We start from the raw sequence: 16752 nt of genomic DNA, 5'->3' as shown, positions 1-16752 counted from the left end.
CCCCCGCGCAGGTCGTCGTCGGCGTCCCCACCGGGGGGCTCTCGCTGTCCGCGGGGGCGGACGGGCAGGCGCTGTCGCTGACCGTCGAGAACACCGGCGGGTCGCCCGCGTCGGGGCTGGTCGCGCAGGTCGAGGCGCCCGCGGGCGTGGTGCTCGGCCCGACCGGCGGGTCCGGGACGGTCGCGTTCGGGTTCGGCCCGGCCGCGGGACGGTGGCTGTGCGTCGCGGGTGCCGGCTCGAGCGCGGCCACGTGCACGCTCGAGGGTCTGGCCCCCGGTGCGTCGGCGACGCTCGAGCTGGGCGTCACCGTCGACGAGTCGTTCCACCCGGCTGCGGGCGACGCCGTGAGCGTCGCGGTCACCGGCCAGGGCGGCACGTGGCAGCCGGTGTCGATCCCGCTGGCGGTCGCGGCCTCGCCCGCCCGGGTCGTGCCCGGTCCGGGCGCCGTGCAGGCGGTGCAGCTCGTGACCGGCCGCACCCGCGCGCTCGAGGTGCCCGTGCGCAACGCCGGCGGCACCGCCGTCACCGGCGACGCGCCCGCGACGGTCGCGCTCGCGCTGCCCGCCGGGGTCACGGCGACGGCCGCCGCGCCGTGGCGGTGCGACGCGCCCCGGGAGGGCGCGACGGTCTGCCGGCACGGCGCGCTGGGCGCGTTCGCCGAGTCGACGCTCGACCTGTCGCTCACCACCGCGCGGGACGTCGCGACGGGTCCCGGGGTCGTGGCGTTGCGCTTCGGGCCGTCCGCGCACCGTCCCGCGGCCACGGCGCAGGCCCCGTACGACGTCGTGACGCCCGCGACCCTCACGCTCGACGCGCCCCCGACGCTCGACGTCGCCCCGGGTGCGGCCGCGCAGGTCACCGCACGTGTCGCCAACACCGGAGCACTCCCCGCGGACGCCGTGACGCTGCGGTGGCGGGCACCCGCGGGCACTGCCCTCGCGCGCGTCGAGGGCGCGGGCTGGCGGTGCGAGGTCGACGGCGCCGCCGCCGCGTGCACGGGTGACCTCGCGGCCGGTGCGCGCGGCGAGCTCACGGCGGACCTCACCGCCCCGCTCGGCACCGTCGGCGACGTCGGTGGTCTCACGCTCACGCTCGACGGCACGGCCGCGGACGCCGACGTCCCCGAGAGCCCGGGCGTCGTGGCCGTCACGGCCGTGCCGCCGGACGTCACGGTGGGTGACGCCGCCGCGGTCGTCGACCTCCAGGGCGGGACCGTCGCGTTCGTCGTGCGGGTCGCGGGGGAGCGGTCCGACGGCCGGCCGGCCGCGGGCGCGGGCGGCGTGGTCGCGACCGTCACGCTGCCGCCGGGCGTCGCGTTCCGCCCCGCGGGCACGGCCGGCTCGACGCCGGGGTGCACCGGTGACGGGCGCGTCGTCACGTGCGCGCTCGGCGACCTCGCGGCGGGTTCGGTGCTGCCGGTGCAGGTGGGCGCGCGCGCCGAGGGTGCCGTGCGCGGCACCGTGGACGTGAGGGTCGCGGCCGCGGGCGGCGTCGGGGCGACGACCTCGGCGCAGGTCGTCGTGTCCTCCGCGAACCTCACGCCGGTGTGGTCGGGGGTCGGGGACCTGCAGGTCGTCGAGGTGGGGGCGCCGCTGCTGGGCTGCGTCGACGCCTACGGGCGCGCGTGCGCGGCGGTCCGGCAGGACCGCGACAACAACGCGGTCGACATGATCCCGATCGACGACGTGCGGCCGCCGCCGCCGGGGCCGCGGGCCACGGTGCCGGTGTCCTCCGAGACGCGGCTCGACGTGCCCGCCGGTCGGGACGTCGTGTTCGCCGGTCTCTACTGGTCCGGTGTCCGCGGGCCGTCCGACGCGTGGAGCGGTCCGCTCGACACGGCGCGGCTGCGCACGCCCGGGGGGCAGTGGACCACGGTCTCGGCGGACGTGGACGACGTCGTCCGCGTCTCCGACAACAAGAAGCGCGAGTACTACCAGGCGGCCGTCGACGTCACCCAGATCGTCGCGGAGGGCGGCGCGGGCGCGTGGGCGCTGGCCGACGCCGCCGTGCGCGCGGTGCCCCGCGACACCGACCCGACGTACTACGCCGGCTGGGCGCTCGTCGTCGTGCACGGCACCCCCGCGCCCGCGGGGACGCCCGGCGCCGCCGCCGTCACGGTCCACCAGGGCGGCTCGTGGGTCGGCTCGTCCAGCACGGCGCCCGCGTTCGCGTTCACCGCGGAGGCCGGGGCGCGCACGCGCATCGGCGTCGTCGGCTGGGAGGGCGACCGCGGCACGACCGGTGACCGGCTCTCGCTGCTGGGGGTCGGCCCGCTGACGCCGCAGCGGTGGGACGGCACGCGGGTCGTCGGGGGAGGGTCGTCGGGCAACGCGTTCGACTCGACCGCCACCGGCTGGCGGTACCCGAACTCGCTCGGCGTCGACGCCAAGGGGTTCGACGAGGTCACCCTGCCGACGGGCGTCGGGACGCTCACGGCCTCGACCGGGGGCGACCAGTACCTCATCGGCGTGGTGACCGTGCGCACCACCGCGGCGCCGGTGCCGGCGGCGTCCCGGGGCTGACGGGCGCGTCCCGCAGCAGACCGGCGGTCCGGTGCCGGTCTGCGCGGTGGCGGGTGTGAGGGCGCTGGCGCGCGTGCGGTGCTGGTGCGCGTGCGGCGCCGGTGGGCGTGCCGGGTGCGGAAGGCGCCGTCACGTGCCGGTCAGGGGTGCGCTGCCGGGCCGGGGCGGAGTCCCCCGACCCGGGTGCCGGCCCGGCAGCGCGTGTCCTCGCCCGGCGTCCCCCGAGCCGGCGAGGACGTCAGGGGGTGCCCGGTGCGTCGTCCTCCACGGGCTCCAGCAGGCGGAGGTGCGAGATCCGCTCGCCGATGCTGCGGACGTCCCCGGTCGTGCCGGGCACGAGCGACAGCGCCGCGAACGTCTCGGCGCCGGGCAGCGCCTCGGACGCGAGCTCGCGCAGCAGGTCGGCGGTCTCGGCGATGTCGGCCGCGCTGGCACGCGGTTCGCCGTCCTCGCCGTCGCCCTCGGGCAGGCTCACGTACAGGACGAACCCGGCGCGCGGACCGCGCGGTGCGGGCGCCAGGGTGGCCGGGCGCGGGGCCGGGGTGCGGGGGAGCCGTGCGGGTGTGGTCATGGGAGGTCTCCGTGAGGCGAGGGTGACCGGCGGCGCTGCCAGCGGCGGTCGGTGGGTGGTCCGGCGGTCGGCGTCAGGCGCGACAGCGGTGCGGATACCACCCGGACGTGGGTACGCCGGACGTGCGCGTGCAGGCATGCACGTTCACGGGCGTCGTCACGGGGCTCACCGGTCGATCGTGGCACGGCGGGCACGGTCGACCAAGGGATAACCGATCCCGTCTCAGGGCGTGGGACTCGCGTGTCGCATCGCGGACGGTCGTCCAGCGTGCGCCGCGGGGCGACCCACCCGTCCCGGCGGTCCGGGACAGCGGCGGGGACGGGTCAGACGATGCCGTAGAGGCGGTCGCCCGCGTCGCCCAGGCCCGGGACGATGTACGCGTGCTCGTCGAGCCGCTCGTCGACCGCCGCGACCACGACCTGCACGTCCGCGCGGTCGCCCACGAACTCCTCGACGACCTTGATGCCCTCGGGCGCCGCGATCAGGCAGACGGCCGTCACGTCGCGCGCGCCGCGCTGCAGCAGGTAGTCGATCGACGCGACGAGCGTGCCGCCCGTCGCGAGCATCGGGTCGAGCAGGAAGCACTGGCGGCCCGTGAGGTCGTCGGGCAGGCGGTTGGCGTACGTGATGGCCTCGAGGGTCTCCTCGTCGCGCTGCAGGCCGAGGAACCCGACCTCCGCGGTGGGCAGCAGCCGCGTCATGCCGTCGAGCATGCCGAGACCGGCGCGCAGGATCGGCACGACGATCGGGCTCGGGTCCGCCAGCTTGATGCCGGTGGTCGTCGCGACGGGCGTCGTCACCTCGACCTGCGTCGTGCGGACGTCGCGCGTCGCCTCGTACGCCAGGAGCGTCACCAGCTCGTCGACGAGCTGACGGAACGTCGGGCTCGGCGTGGTGACGTCCCGCAGGACCGAGAGCTTGTGGGCGACGAGCGGGTGGTCCGCGACGTGCAGGCGCATGACCGTCAGACTAGTGCGCGGACGCCCCCGCCCGCCGGGACGGTGGTCGGAGGCGGCGGTGTCGTTCGTCGCACCCGGTGCGTCGGGCCCGGTCGGACGTGCGGGGCCGAGGTGAGCCGGGCGCGGACCCCCCGGGCCGCGCGGGACCGGGACGGGCGAGCCCGGGCCGGGGACCATGTGACGGGTGCACGACGGGTGCGCGGGGACGACGACGAGTGGGAGGTGCGGGTGGACGGGACGCCGGACGTCGTCGTCGGGCCCGCGTCGCCGTACGCGACCGCCGCCGACCGTGCCGCGATGGACCTCGCGCTGGCCGAGGCGCGTGCCGCGCTCGCGACGGCCGACGTGCCGGTCGGGGCCGTCGTGCTGGGGCCCGACGGTGCCGTCGTGGGCCGCGGGCGCAACGTGCGCGAGGCCGTCGCCGACCCGACCGGGCACGCCGAGGTCGTCGCGCTGCGGCAGGCCGCGGCCGCGCTGGGCCGGTGGCGGCTCGACGGCTGCACGCTCGTCGTGACGCTCGAGCCGTGCCTCATGTGCGCGGGTGCCGTGCTGCAGGCGCGCGTGCCGCGGCTCGTGTTCGGCGCGTGGGACGAGAAGGCCGGGGCGTGCGGGTCGCAGTGGGACGTCGTGCGGGACCGCCGCGCGCTGCACCGCCCCGAGGTCGTCGCGGGCGTGGCCTCCGCCGAGGCCGCGGACCTGCTGCGCAGGTTCTTCCGCTGACGGACGTCCGGCCCACTCCCACCGCCGAGTGCGCCAGAACGCCACCGAGTGCGCCTGTTGCTTCGGCCGCACTCGGTCGCGTTCCGGCGCGCTCGGCGGTCTTCGCCGGCGCGGGCGCGAGTCAGAGGGTGGCGGCCAGGGCCTCGAGGGTCTCGGTGGTGCCGGCGTGCAGCACGACGTCGGCGTACCGGTCGCCGCGCGTCTCGCCCCGGTTGACGACGACGACCGGCTTGCCCGCGTCGGACGCGTGCTTCACGAACCGCCGCCCCGACAGGACGGTCAGCGACGACCCCGCGACGAGCAGCGCGTCCGCGGCGTCGACCAGCGCGAACGCCCGCGCCACGCGCTCCGGCGGCACGTTCTCGCCGAAGTAGACGATCTCCGGCTTGAGCACGCCGCCGCACTCACCCGGACCGCCGTCGGGGTCGGGCTGCCAGCAGGCCTGCACCCGGAAGTCGGCGGTCTGCTCGACCACCGCGTCGGCGTCGGGCGCGATCTCGACGTCCCCGACCACGCCCACGCGCTCCGCGAACCCCGGGTTCAGCGCCTCGAGCCGCTCGGCCAGCGCCGCGCGCGGCACGACGCGCCCGCACCGCAGGCAGATCACGCGGTCGTACCGGCCGTGCAGGTCGATCACGTTCCGCGACCCCGCGGCCTCGTGCAGCAGGTCGACGTTCTGCGTGATGACGCCCAGCACCACGTCGCGCGCCTCGAGCTCGGCCAGCGCGCGGTGCCCCCCGTTCGGCTGCGTGCGGTGCACGTGCCGCCACCCCACGTGGTTGCGGGCCCAGTAGTGCCGGCGGAACGCCTCGTCACCCACGAACTGCTGGAACGTCATGGGGTTGCGCGGCGGCGAGTCCGGCCCGCGGTAGTCGGGGATCCCCGAGTCCGTCGAGACGCCCGCCCCCGTCAGCACCGCGAGGCGCCGCCCCGCGAGCGTGGCCACCACGTCCGCGAGCGTGCCCGCGCGTGCCGTGCCGGTGGTGCTCACGTCTCCACGGTACGACGCGGGCGGGCGGTGCTCGCGGCGGGGTGGGCCGGCCGGCGCGAGGTCGGTGGTGGAGCGGATTGGGTGCTGGGGCTCCGAGCGGGTACTCTCAGTCGCCGAGGTAGCGTGTCCGAGCGGCCTAAGGAGCACGCCTCGAAAGCGTGTGTGGGTGAAAGTCCACCGTGGGTTCAAATCCCACCGCTACCGCGTTGGGGTGGGCCCCGGCTTCCTGACCAGCAAGTTTGCTGACAGGAGCCGGGGCCCCACTTCTACTCCACGGAGAGGTCGTCGTCGCTCGACCCGCTCAACGACACTACGGACGTGCGGCGCCTGGTGCGAGCGCTGCACGTAGTGGCGCAACGACCTACCCCGCTGTGACCAAGGAGTGCGGTGGCCGTCGTGTCTGCTGCGCGAGTAGGACAGTGCGACCGTGCCCCACGGCCTGGTTGCCAGATCGGTAGTGGCATCCCTGATAGTGGTGTAGGCGCCGGTGGCCACCTCGTCGTAGACCACGTTGTAGTCCCCGCGTGATCCTTCGAGTGAACCTTCCACAGCACGCTCGAACGGAGCATGCGATGACTGCACCACGCATTGTCGCCCCTTCGGCCGTCTTGGGCCAGGTGCTGGCCGACGTCTCGCCGGATCTGATGCGTCACCTGCTGTCCACAGTGATCAACGGCCTGCTGTCGTCGGAGGCCGACGCGGTCTGCGGGGCGAGTGGGGGCAGCCCAGCCCGGACCGCCTGAAGCGGCGCAACGGGTACCGACACCGGGACCTGGACACGCGGGTCGGCACGATCGACGGCAGCCCCAGACCCCGGGCCGGGTCGCACTTCCGGGAGAGGCTGCTCGAGTGGCGCAAGCGCGCCGAGGGCGCCCTAATCAGCGTGGTCGCGAGCTGCTATCTGCTGGCTGTCTCGACGCGTCGGATGTCCGAGCTCGTCGCGTCGTTGGGCGTCACGAGCCTGAGCAAGTCGCAGGTCTCGCGTACGGCCGGCAACCTCGACAACCAGGTCGCCGCGTTCGGCACCCGGTTCCTGGCTGCTGGACGAGGTCACGATGTACCGCCGTCCCGGAGCACCTCGACGGTGCCCGGTCGGACCTGCTGACGTTCACCAGCGCCCCAAGGAGATCGGGCGCCAGACCCGGTCGAACCTGAACAGGGATATCTGCCGCCGCACCGACGTCGTGGCGTCTTCCCCGACCGCGACCCGGTCCCCGCCTGGTCGGTGCTGTCCTCGCCGGAGAGCACGACGAATGGACCGAAGGACGCCGCTACCTTGCCCTGGACTTCCTGCACCGCGCCCGCCTCAACCTCATCACCACCGACCCCGACCCTAAAGAGCAACCGCAGGCACTCTGAGCCTGACCAGCAACGGGATCACGCCGAACCGCTACACCACTTCTCAGGGATATGACCCCGCGCGGCGGCAACGGCGGATGGAGGTAACCGCTGCGGGGTGAGAGCACACCCACCACGCCGGGTCGAGAGGACCTACCGGTCGAGCGAGGTGGACCACCTCGGGGCGCCTGCTCCTTCTGAACCCTGAGGTGCCAGTCGGACGCGGCTTGGCCGCCCTCAGGAGTGCGAGCCCTCCTGTTCGCCTCACCTACCCTTGGGGGCGGCCAAGATGGTGGAGGACAGATGGTGACGTTGGGGACTGGCTTCAAGCCGATCCAGTATCTGGGCAACAAGAGTCGGCTCTCCGAGGAGATCGCGGCGCGGGTGACTCGGCTGGACGGAGGTCGTAGGAGCGTTGTATGCGATCTCTTTGCGGGGTCTGGTGTTGTGTCTCGACGGTTAGGTCGAGACCAATCGGTTCTGGCGGTGGATATCCAAGAGTACTCTAGAGTGCTTACGGCCGCTCAATGCTCCCCTCACCGATTTGCTAGGAGCCAGCAGGAAGAATTTCTGTTCGAGGCGCGCAAGTTCGCAGATTCTATTATGAACACCGAGCTTCAGTCGTTGATTGCTCTCGAAAGGGACGCCCTGGCTCGGGGTGATGCCAACCTAATTACGGAGATTGTCGAGAATGGTTCGGTAGCAGCATGGGCGATCATCGGAGGGCACAAGCGCGCCGTCCAGTCCGACTTTGAGTTGCTCCTGACGCGCGCTGCCAAGGGGCTAGAAGGAAACCGCTCTGCAACCATCTCCAGGTACTACGGGGGTGTGTACTTTGGTTACGAACAAGCGGCGGTGATTGACGCCCTAGCAGCCGTTGCGTACGGGCTCGAGCCCGAGGCGCGAGATACCGCCCTCGCCGCCGTCATGAGTACGGCAAGCGAACTCGTCGCTAGCGTCGGCGGGCATTTCGCTCAGCCGATCCGCATCACAACGCGAAATGGACAGCGCAAACAAGGCGCATTGACGGCCGTCGCAAAAAAGCGCCGACCCTCGGCAATGCACGTGTTCGCCAAGTGGCTCAAGGCCTGGAGCGACTTGCAGCCGACTCGTAATCCCGTGGCGGCGCTTAGGGCGGACTTCCGAGATGTGGTGGCGGACCTGCCGAGATCTGTTGGAGTGGTCTACGCGGACCCTCCGTATACTCGCGACCATTATAGCCGTTTCTACCATGTCCTGGAGACAATTGCGCGCGGCGACGACCCAGGGATATCCACCGCCACTTCCCGAGGTGCGAAGGCGCCGAGCCGAGGGCTCTACCGCACAGAACGGCATCAATCCCCATTTAGTGTCGTTAGCGAGGCGCCGGGAGCGCTGTCAGGAATTGCCGAAGCTCTGGCGATGCGAGATGTTTCTCTACTGCTGAGCTATTCACCGGTACCAAATACGGAGAAGCCGCGGGATCGCGTCATGACGCTCGAAACGGTACTGGCCATCCTGGAGGCGAATTTCCGCCACGTTCAAGCTCACGTGGCAGAATCAGTTGGGCACGCAAGATTCAACGTAGCACGATTAAACACCCCAATGACCTTAGGCGCTGAGGTTCTCATATCTTGCACGAACTCTTAAGTTGCGGGCTCTGCCGCCGCCAGCAGCGGGGAGGTGGGCCAGTAGGCTTCGAGCTGATTTCGCGCAATCAGAACGCGTCGGACCTGATTCCCACGCGGGACCCATTGCGCCGCGAGTATCGCGTCTAGTTCTCGGTACCCAACGTCGCCCGGAAGTCTGAAGAGGTAGAGAAAAACACCGCTGTCGAGCCGGAGGAACGCACCGATCGGAGGGGCTATGTCAGGATGGGGTAGGCCCCGTGCGGCCCCAAGTTCGAAATAGTAGTTCATGCTCACCGACTTGAATTTGCCGATACGGCTCTCGAGATCTCCAAGAGACGCGTCTGACCGTACCGCGTACAGCAGTATCTCGGCAGGTCCACTTCGCGCACCGAAGAAATTCTCGAATATTTCTTTGCTAAAGTTCGCCTGGCTAAACATCGACTTGCCAAAGTGTGGCGATGTCGCGTTTGTGAACTTTCGATTTTTCGGGATCTCGGCTATGAGAACGGCTGTGCCAGTAGCTGGGTTTGGCGTGGAGGCGGCTGGACTCGGCTGGGCCCCGCCGGGGGCTTGTCGCTGACGAATCGACCGTTCATCTGCGCCATTTGCCTCCACTGCAGCGCGAACCTTATCGTCCGCAATGCTCAGCAGATTGTCGCGGTATGTGGCCTTCCATCGTCTGATCTGCTGCCGCGCGGCGTCTGCGTCGGCGCCGGTCAGTAGGCTGTCTGTGAAGGCTTCCCAGTTTGCCTGGAGGCCGCCACGGGTGAGGTTTCCGGACCCGACCAGTAGTCGCAGTCCGCCCGCCTCTTCGAACCAGAAGAACTTTGGGTGGAAGAGACCCGGCTGGTCATGCACAAACGCGGAGATATGGAGCCGTGGATGCTCGGACTCGAGCTGGATGAGTGTGTCAAGCGCTGACGGGTCTGTAATCGAGTCCGTTCCGACGGTTAAGTCGAATGTCCCATTCGCGATGAACTTCGTAAAGACAGGGCTCCCCAGGGCCGCCGTGATGCCGGCGCGATTTGCCCAGGCGAAGACTCCACCCCCCTCGTGGGATCCTTCAAGTCGCAGCAGGAGGTTCCCGAGCGTCGAGCCGTCGAGCGAACCCGGAGCCTGCAGAACCAGTCTGGTCATCACGCCGCGAGTGTTGCACACGGCGCCTGGCGGCCGGGCCGGATCCGAGTGTCTGCCCCTGCAACTAGCATGAGTCCATGTTGAAGCAGGATGTCGGTCGAGACGGTGGAGCCCAGGAGCCCGCGATCGAGCTAGTCCCGCCGCGAGAAGCTGCGTCGAGCCGTCGGGCGAACCCACGGCGGCGGGTTGCTCCTGTGGGGCGGGTCGCTCCTGTGGAACGTCCTGAACTGCGGTGGCCGGGCAAGGCGACCGACGTGGTGGAGGCTGTCGCCCACGTTCCGGAACTCGTTGTCGAGCAGCCCGGGGTGTCCGACAATGTTCTGATCATCGCGGAGAATGGAGCGGCGCTCCGAGCGCTAGGCCGATCTTCGCGCGCTGACTTGCTGGCCGAATCTCTGGTGAAGTTGGCGTACCTCGACCCGCCTTACAACACCGGCAACCGGTTCGACCACTATGACGACGCGATGCACAGCGCGCATTGGCTGGACGACCTGCGCGAGAGGCTGTTGTCGTTGAAGAAAATAATGCATACCGACGGTAGTATTTGGCTACATCTGGACGACTCTGAGCAGCATCACGGTCGTTGTCTAATGGATGAGGTGTTTGGTCGCGAGGCATTCGTTGCCACGGTTATTTGGCAGCGCCGTACTTCTCGAGATAACCGCACGGCTTTCAGCATATCGCACGACTACATTCATGTCTACGCTCCGGCCGGCCCTAAGCGCTGGAAGCAGGTGCGGAATGGATTGGCAGACAACGGAGCCTTCGCGAATCCCGACAACGATCCTCGCGGTCCATGGCGTTCCGTCCCTCTCTCGGCTCAGGCGGGGCATGCCACGGCGAGTCAGTTCTACACAATCACGACCCCGCGCGGTCTCGCCCTAGAGCCTCCGCCTGGCCGGTGCTGGACCTACACGGCGTCGCGCTTCCAGGAACTGGTCGAGGAGGGTCGTGTCTACTGGCCGAAAGGTGGACTCGGGCGTCCGCGCCTCAAGAGATTTGAAGGAGAAGTGACGGGCTTGGCGCCATCGACTCTGTGGTTAGCGGACGAGGTCGGGGACAATGCGGCAGCCAAGAAGGAGCTGCTGCGCTCAGTTGGAGGCGACCGGCCGTTCGACACTCCAAAACCGGAGTCACTCATGGAGCGCATCATTCATGTCGCGACGGACCCGGGTGACCTAGTCCTCGATCCTTATCTCGGATCGGGGACCACTGCTCTGGTGGCCGCCCGGATGTCGCGTAGATGGGTGGGTGTGGAGGAGCAGGAATTCACGGTGAGAAATATCGCGGTGCCAAGACTCGAGGCAGGTGGAGCCGGCGGGTTCGCCCTCGTTGTGGCTGGATCGTGAACTGGGTGATCAGGTGGACTTCTGCGAGTGGCGGCGCCGCCAGGGCCGCCGATTAGGCTGTCAAGCGCGCGTTCCTGTCCGAGCTGCTGGCTGAGGTGGCATTGAAGGCCGCGGTCGGCAACGGTGACGCACACTCGAAGAACTGCGGCGTCTAGATCAGCCGGACCGCTATCGGCACGATTGCCCACGCTGTATGACGTCGCTCCGGTCCACCTGGTCGGCCGGCGGTTCCTTCACCGGGGTGACGCCGTGAACGGACAGTTGCTGCTGCCGTGCATCACTCTCGCGCACCTGGTCGACGAGGGGGGCGCATGGGGTCTGCAGGCTGCTGCAGCGGCTGACGTGGTCACGAGAACATTGGACAGTCGTCGGGGACGCGGCGGCTCACCTCGGAGAGCCCGCTGACGTGGACACGCCGGTCGCAGCTCGCAGTTACGGTCGCGGCGCGTGCGGACGTTGCTCGCCGGCAAGTGACCCGCACTGTGCGTCCGGACACGCCTTGCTCCCCGTCCTGCTGTTCACGGGCCTGCTGTCCGATGGGTGCGGACCTCAGGTACGCGACGGGCCGGTCTCGCCTGGAGGGGTGCGGTCGCCAGCCGCCGAGGCTGTTCCGACTGCACGCACCCGGGCCCCGCAGCGCGTGCTCGCTGCGGGGCCCGGGAGGACGCGGCGCCGAGGGCGCCCGATCTCAGAGTCGCGGCGCCCGCCCGCTGAAGGTCTCGGCCTCGGCGAGGTACGCGGGCGAGATCTCTCCGGCGGCGAGCGCCGACGAGACGGCGTCGACGGCGAGCTGCCGCTCGCGCTCGACGGCGGCGGGGTCGCGGCGCAGGGACGCGCCCTGGTCGAGGAGCGTGGCCTGCACGTCGCGGTGGTCGACGTCGCGCGGCATGGTGTCGGTCCTGGCGGCGAGGGCGGCGAGCGTGCCGGCGGCGTGGCCGATGGCCATGACGCCGCCCTGCGTGCGGAACGAGCCGTGCGCGGCCTGGTCGGCGGAGATCGCGCGGCCGGCCATGACGAGGCCGTCGAGCTCGACGGGGACGAGCGCGCGCTTCGGCACGTCGTACGTGTCCTGCAGGTCCTGCCACGTGCCGCCGCCGGTGTACCCGGACTTGCCCTTGAGGTTGTGGATGTCGATCGGGAAGTACCCGCGCGACACGACGTCGTCGAACTTGCGGCCCGCGACGACGTCCTCGCCCGTCAGCACGTACTCACCGGTGACGTGCCGGCTCTCGCGGATGCCGAGCTGCGTGCCGGTGCCCGCGAGCTGCGCGTTCGCGAACCCGGGGACCTTGCGGACCAGGAAGTCCGACAGCGACATCACCTGGCGGCGTGCGTCGATCTCGGCGCGGGTGAGGGAGTCGGCGTCGGTCGCGTCGACGCCCGCGACGCGCGTCGAGTTGAAGTGCAGCACGCCGCGGTGCGTCGTGGTGAGGAACAGGATCGAGTCGCGACCCAGGTACAGGTCGTCGTCGGCCATGGCCTTGCCGACCATCTCGACGAACCCCTGCCCCACGAAGTGCTCGCTGGGCCGCGGCAGACGCGGCGAGTAGTCGGACACGGCGACGAACTCCGACGCCCACTCGAAGTCCTCGGGGTGCTCGTCCATGTACCGCTTCACGGCGAGCGTGTCGACGCCCTCCATGTCGAACATCAGCGTGGCGGGCTGCGACAGGCCCGAGCCGTTGCCGACCGTGTGCTCGGCACCGGCCCGCGCGGCGACGTCGCCGTCGCCCGTCGCGTCGACGACCACCTTGGCGCGGATCTCGCTGCGGCCGCCCTTGTTCTCGACGACCACGCCGCGCACGGCGCCGTCCTCGACGATCGTGCCCGCGATCCACGTGTGCAGCAGCGGCGTGCCGCCGGCCTCGAGGAACAGCGACATGGCCGACCACTTGTACGTCTCGCGGTCGTAGAAGCACAGGTAGCTGCCGCTGCCGTGCGGGTTGGTGCAGCGGATGTGCCCGGTGCTGCCGCCCGCCGCGACCATGTGCTTCACGAAGTCGTAGGGGATGCCCGCGATGACGCGCTCGTCCTTGAAGTAGAACGGCGAGATCGGGCCCAGCCAGCCGGACGTCGCCATGCCGCCGAGGAACCCGTACCGCTCCACGAGCAGGGTCTTCGCGCCCGTGCGGGCCGCGGCGATCGCGGCGACGAACCCGGACGGCCCGCCGCCGCAGACGATGACGTCGAAGTCGGTCGAGGTGGTGCGCATGGGTGCTGCTCCTTCGCAGGTGGTGCGGGGTGGGTGGGGAGGCGGTCGGTGCGACGCGGGGCGCCCGGGCCGGCGGTGCGCCGGCCCGGGCGCCCGGCGTCAGCCGCCGTACGCGGACGCGGCGGCCGTGAGCGCGGCGAGCGGGTCCTCGCCCTGGAAGACGGCCTTCTGCCCGGCCGAGACCAGCGCCGAGCTCAGCTCGTTGAACCGCGTCGAGGTGACCTCGGCGCGGCCGTGCTCGGCGATGTACTCGCGCCAGCCGCGCAGCTCGTCGGCGTTGCCCAGCGCGGAGAACGCGTCGGTGTCGTACACCGACGACCGCGAGGGCAGCACGCCCGCCTCGGCGAACGCCGTCGCCGACTCGACCGACGTGTAGTACTCGATGAACTTCCACGCGCCCTCGGGGTCGGCCGAGTTCGCACCGATGCCCATGGTCTGGCCGGCCACCGCGGTGGGCAGCGGGCCCGACGCGTCGAACGGCGCGGGCGCGACCTGCAGGTTGTCGCCGATGCCGTCGCCGGCGCGGGCGGCGCCCACGCGCTGCGTGCCCTCGATGGCCATCGCGATGGTGCCCGCGGCGACGCCCTGCACGACGTCGTCCGCCGTCATGGACAGCGCCTCGTCGCCGAACGCGCCCGCGTCGTGCAGGTCGGCCATCATGCCGAGCGCCGCGACGCCCGCGTCGTCGGCGAACACGGGCTCGCCCGCGCCGTCGAGGACCTCGCCGCCGTTGGCCCACGTGAACGGGATGAACTTCTCCACGAAGTCCGCGCCCAGGCCCTGGTCGGAGAACCCGATCGCGAGCCCCGTGGTCACGTCCGTCTCGGCGACGAGCCGCGCGGCGACGTCGGCCAGCTCGGCGCTCGTCGTCGGCAGCGACGCCCCGATCTGGTCCAGCAGGTCCTGCCGGTACCAGAGCATCCACGCCCGCACCTCCCACGGCACCGACATCACCTCGCCGTCGAACGTGACGCCGTCGAACGGGAAGATCGAGTCGTCCTTCAGGGTGTCGAGGTCGGCGCCCGCGACGTCCGCGAGCGGCTGCAGCGTGCCCGCGTCGACGTGCGTCGCGAGCTGCGTGGAGTACACGTTGAGGATGTCGGGGCCCTGCCCCGAGCTGGTGGCGCGGATGACCTCGGCGTCGATCTGCGCGTAGTTGATGGACCGGACGGTGACCTCGACGTCGTCCTGGCTCGCGTTGAAGCCCTCGACGACCTGCTTGAGCGCCTTGCCGCGCGCGTCGTCCGACGCGGGGTCGAGGAACGTCCACAGCTCGAGCTGCGACGTGCCGCCGGGCTCGGCGCCGCTGCTGGTGCCGCACGCGGCGAGGGGGACGGTGAGGGCGACGGCCGCCGCAAGGGCGACGGCGGCACGCCGCGCGGTGAGGTGGGTGCGCATGAGTTCCTTCTCCTTTGAAGTGAGTTCTGCGACGAGGTGCGTGCGGTGCCGGTGCGACGGACCGGGGACGGCGGGGCCGCCCCGGTTCACCCCTTGGTCGCGCCGGCGGAGAGCCCGGAGACGATGCGCTTCTCCATGAGGACGAAGAGCAGGATCATCGGGACGACGGTGACCACGACGGCGGCGGTGAGCTGGCCCCACTCGATGCCGTACTGGGACAGGTAGTTGTAGAGCCCCACCGAGACCAGGCGCTTGTGGTCGGAGCTGACCATGGTCGAGGCGATGAGGAAGTCGTTCCAGACGGCGACGAACGCGACGACGGACGCGGCGGCGATGCCGGGCTTCGCGAGCGGCAGCACGAGCTGCACCATGATCCGCAGGTCGCCCGCGCCGTCGATGCGGCCGGCCTCCTCGAGCGACGCGGGGATCGACTGCAGGAAGCCCCGCAGCATCCACAGCACGGTCGGCACCTGCCACGCGGTGTAGACGACGACCATGCCGAGGTACGTGTCGTACAGGCCCGTGCGCACCGCCAGGAAGTACAGCGGCACGAGGATCGCGATGCCCGGGATCATCGACGTCATGAGGATGAGGAACAGGCTCGCGTCGCGCCCCCGGAACTGGAACCGCGCGGTCGCGTAGGCGCCGAGCAGCGCGAGCACGATCGTCAGGGCCACCGACCCGCCCGCGACGACGATGCTGTTGAGCAGGTACCGCGGCACCTGCGAGTCGAACAGCACGGTGGCGTAGTTCTGGAGCGTCGGCGCGGCCGGCACCCAGCCGCTGTCGGACAGCACGGCGCCCTTGCTCTTGAGGGACGTCGACAGCGCCCACAGCAGCGGCAGCACCGCGAACACCGACGCGGCGACGAGACCCACGTAGGCCAGCGGTCCGGCGGGCTTGTTCCGGCCGGTGCCCTTCGACCGGCGCACCGGCGGGGCTCCGACGGGCGCGGGGCCGACGGGTGCGGGGACCCGGGCCGTGGTGGTCTCAGACATCGCGGTCACCTCGCAGCATCCTGATGTAGGCCAGGCCGAAGACGACGTTGAAGACGAACAGGATCACGCTGTACGCCGCGCCCAGGCCGAGGTTGAAGTAGCTGAAGGACTGCTGGTACGCCTCGAGGCTCACGAGCTGCGTCGCGCTGAACGGGCCGCCGCCGGTGAAGGTCAGCACGAGCGTGACCATGTTGAAGTAGAGGAGCGTGAGCATGATCGCGACGACGAACACGGTGGGCGCGATCATCGGCAGCGTCACCGACCGGAACCGGCGGAACGCGGTGGCGCCGTCGACCTCGGCGGCCTCGTGCAGCTCGGCGGGTACGCCCTGCAGCGCCGCGAGCACGAGGATCGTCGCGAGCGGGTAGCTGAGCCACACGTTGACGAGCACGAGCGCGACCATCGCGAGCACGGGGTCGGCCAGCACGTCGACCCGCTGGCCGCCGAGGCTCCCGAGCCCGAGCGGCCCGTAGTCGGGGTTGAGGAGCCAGCGCCACAGCAGCGCGGCGACGGTCTGCGAGATCACCCAGGGCATGAGGATGAGGACGCGGAAGACGCGGCGCAGCCGGGCGGGTCGGTCCAGCAGGTGCGCGAGCCCGACGGCCAGCGGCAGCGCCAGGACGAGCGAGCCGACGACGTAGACCATCGACCGGCCGATCATGGCCCAGCCCTGCGCGGTGCCGAGCACGCTGAGGTAGTGCTGCAGCCCGATCAGGTCGCCGACCTGCGTGTACCGCGTCTCGTGCACGGACAGGTTGAGCGCGAACAGGATGGGGAACACCGACACGAGCGCGACGAGCGCGACGGCCGGTGCGAGCAGCGCGAGCGGCAGGCGCGAGGACCGCAGCGACCGGCGCCGGGTGGCGGGGACGGCCGCGGGGGGCCGCGGCGCGCGGGACGGCGGCGGTGCCGTCGGCGGCGTGGTGAGGCTCATGGTCATCATCGAC

At 70.9% G+C, this 16752-nt stretch carries 12 protein-coding genes, 1 tRNA gene and 2 pseudogenes; 7 read left to right on the top strand and 8 right to left on the bottom strand.

The features are described from left to right. A partial coding sequence (locus ATM99_RS19135; RefSeq protein WP_223304753.1) for a hypothetical protein occupies positions 1-2522 on the top strand: 2522 nt, incomplete at its 5' end. A gap of 238 nt (positions 2523-2760) precedes the next feature. On the opposite strand, the gene ATM99_RS18780 is transcribed toward ATM99_RS19135, so the two are convergent. Next, positions 2761-3093, bottom strand: a complete 333-nt coding sequence (locus tag ATM99_RS18780) for a hypothetical protein (protein WP_062101191.1) — start codon at positions 3091-3093, stop codon at positions 2761-2763. Between the two features lie 323 nt (positions 3094-3416). Next, on the bottom strand, positions 3417-4052 hold the full coding sequence (gene upp / locus ATM99_RS01500) for a uracil phosphoribosyltransferase (protein ID WP_062101190.1): 636 nt from the start codon (positions 4050-4052) through the stop codon (positions 3417-3419). 297 nt (positions 4053-4349) lie between these two features. Here upp and ATM99_RS01495 point away from each other — a divergent pair, with 297 nt between their 5' ends. Then, entirely contained in the window at positions 4350-4772 is a 423-nt protein-coding gene (locus ATM99_RS01495) for a nucleoside deaminase (protein ID WP_062101192.1), read from the top strand. Between the two features lie 121 nt (positions 4773-4893). On the opposite strand, the gene ATM99_RS01490 is transcribed toward ATM99_RS01495, so the two are convergent. Further along, entirely contained in the window at positions 4894-5763 is an 870-nt protein-coding gene (locus ATM99_RS01490) for a Sir2 family NAD-dependent protein deacetylase (RefSeq protein WP_062101189.1), read from the bottom strand. A gap of 117 nt (positions 5764-5880) precedes the next feature. Between ATM99_RS01490 and ATM99_RS01485 the strand changes: the two genes are divergently transcribed. From ATM99_RS01485 to ATM99_RS18480, 4 genes and pseudogenes are all read left to right on the top strand, one after another. After that, positions 5881-5967, top strand: a tRNA-Ser gene (locus ATM99_RS01485). 368 nt (positions 5968-6335) lie between these two features. Further along, positions 6336-7122: pseudogene (locus ATM99_RS18485) on the top strand (transposase). Between the two features lie 282 nt (positions 7123-7404). After that, positions 7405-7620, top strand: a pseudogene (locus ATM99_RS19890) (DNA adenine methylase); the annotation flags it as partial. A gap of 84 nt (positions 7621-7704) precedes the next feature. Continuing rightward, positions 7705-8730, top strand: coding sequence for a DNA adenine methylase (locus ATM99_RS18480; RefSeq protein ID WP_223304754.1), 1026 nt, complete (start codon positions 7705-7707; stop codon positions 8728-8730). Here ATM99_RS18480 and ATM99_RS18775 read toward each other — a convergent pair. Beyond that, positions 8727-9851 carry a phospholipase D family protein gene (locus ATM99_RS18775; RefSeq protein WP_150118057.1) on the bottom strand — a complete coding sequence of 375 codons (1125 nt, stop codon included), beginning with the start codon at positions 9849-9851 and terminating at the stop codon, positions 8727-8729. The genes ATM99_RS18480 and ATM99_RS18775 overlap by 4 nt on opposite strands. A 74-nt stretch (positions 9852-9925) precedes the next feature. On the opposite strand from ATM99_RS18775, the gene ATM99_RS18475 reads away from it, so the two are divergent. Continuing rightward, positions 9926-11197 carry a site-specific DNA-methyltransferase gene (locus ATM99_RS18475; RefSeq protein WP_082659118.1) on the top strand — a complete coding sequence of 424 codons (1272 nt, stop codon included), beginning with the start codon at positions 9926-9928 and terminating at the stop codon, positions 11195-11197. Positions 11198-11885: 688 nt separating this feature from the next. Here ATM99_RS18475 and ATM99_RS01480 read toward each other — a convergent pair. The 4 genes from ATM99_RS01480 to ATM99_RS01465 all read right to left on the bottom strand — a co-directional run. Further along, entirely contained in the window at positions 11886-13409 is a 1524-nt protein-coding gene (locus tag ATM99_RS01480) for an FAD-dependent oxidoreductase (RefSeq protein ID WP_062101188.1), read from the bottom strand. A 99-nt stretch (positions 13410-13508) separates the two neighbouring features. After that, the gene (locus ATM99_RS01475) at positions 13509-14807 is read right to left on the bottom strand and encodes an ABC transporter substrate-binding protein (protein WP_062101187.1); all 1299 of its coding nucleotides are present in this window, start codon (positions 14805-14807) and stop codon (positions 13509-13511) included. 86 nt (positions 14808-14893) lie between these two features. Then, complete coding sequence (locus ATM99_RS01470; RefSeq protein WP_150118056.1) at positions 14894-15805, bottom strand: carbohydrate ABC transporter permease; 912 nt, start codon at positions 15803-15805, stop codon at positions 14894-14896. Then, the coding region (locus ATM99_RS01465) for a carbohydrate ABC transporter permease (protein WP_062101185.1) at positions 15798-16752 on the bottom strand (955 nt) is incomplete at its 5' end. The genes ATM99_RS01465 and ATM99_RS01470, both read right to left, overlap by 8 nt.

Source organism: Cellulomonas sp. B6, from assembly GCF_001462455.1.
GTDB lineage: Bacteria > Actinomycetota > Actinomycetes > Actinomycetales > Cellulomonadaceae > Cellulomonas.
Note: the sequence above shows the minus strand (reverse complement) of the source record. Positions and strands in the feature narration are given on the sequence as shown.

Bases quoted from the DNA above. Each gene is read 5' to 3' on its own strand.
- ATM99_RS01480 (WP_062101188.1), bottom strand. From the start codon at position 13,409: ATGCGCACCACCTCGACCGACTTCGACGTCATCGTCTGCGGCGGCGGG.
- ATM99_RS18475 (WP_082659118.1), top strand. From the start codon at position 9,926: ATGTTGAAGCAGGATGTCGGTCGAGACGGTGGAGCCCAGGAGCCCGCG.
- ATM99_RS01495 (WP_062101192.1), top strand. From the start codon at position 4,350: ATGGACCTCGCGCTGGCCGAGGCGCGTGCCGCGCTCGCGACGGCCGAC.
- ATM99_RS01475 (WP_062101187.1), bottom strand. From the start codon at position 14,807: ATGCGCACCCACCTCACCGCGCGGCGTGCCGCCGTCGCCCTTGCGGCG.
- upp (WP_062101190.1), bottom strand. From the start codon at position 4,052: ATGCGCCTGCACGTCGCGGACCACCCGCTCGTCGCCCACAAGCTCTCG.
- ATM99_RS18780 (WP_062101191.1), bottom strand. From the start codon at position 3,093: ATGACCACACCCGCACGGCTCCCCCGCACCCCGGCCCCGCGCCCGGCC.
- ATM99_RS18480 (WP_223304754.1), top strand. From the start codon at position 7,705: ATGAACACCGAGCTTCAGTCGTTGATTGCTCTCGAAAGGGACGCCCTG.
- ATM99_RS01470 (WP_150118056.1), bottom strand. From the start codon at position 15,805: ATGTCTGAGACCACCACGGCCCGGGTCCCCGCACCCGTCGGCCCCGCG.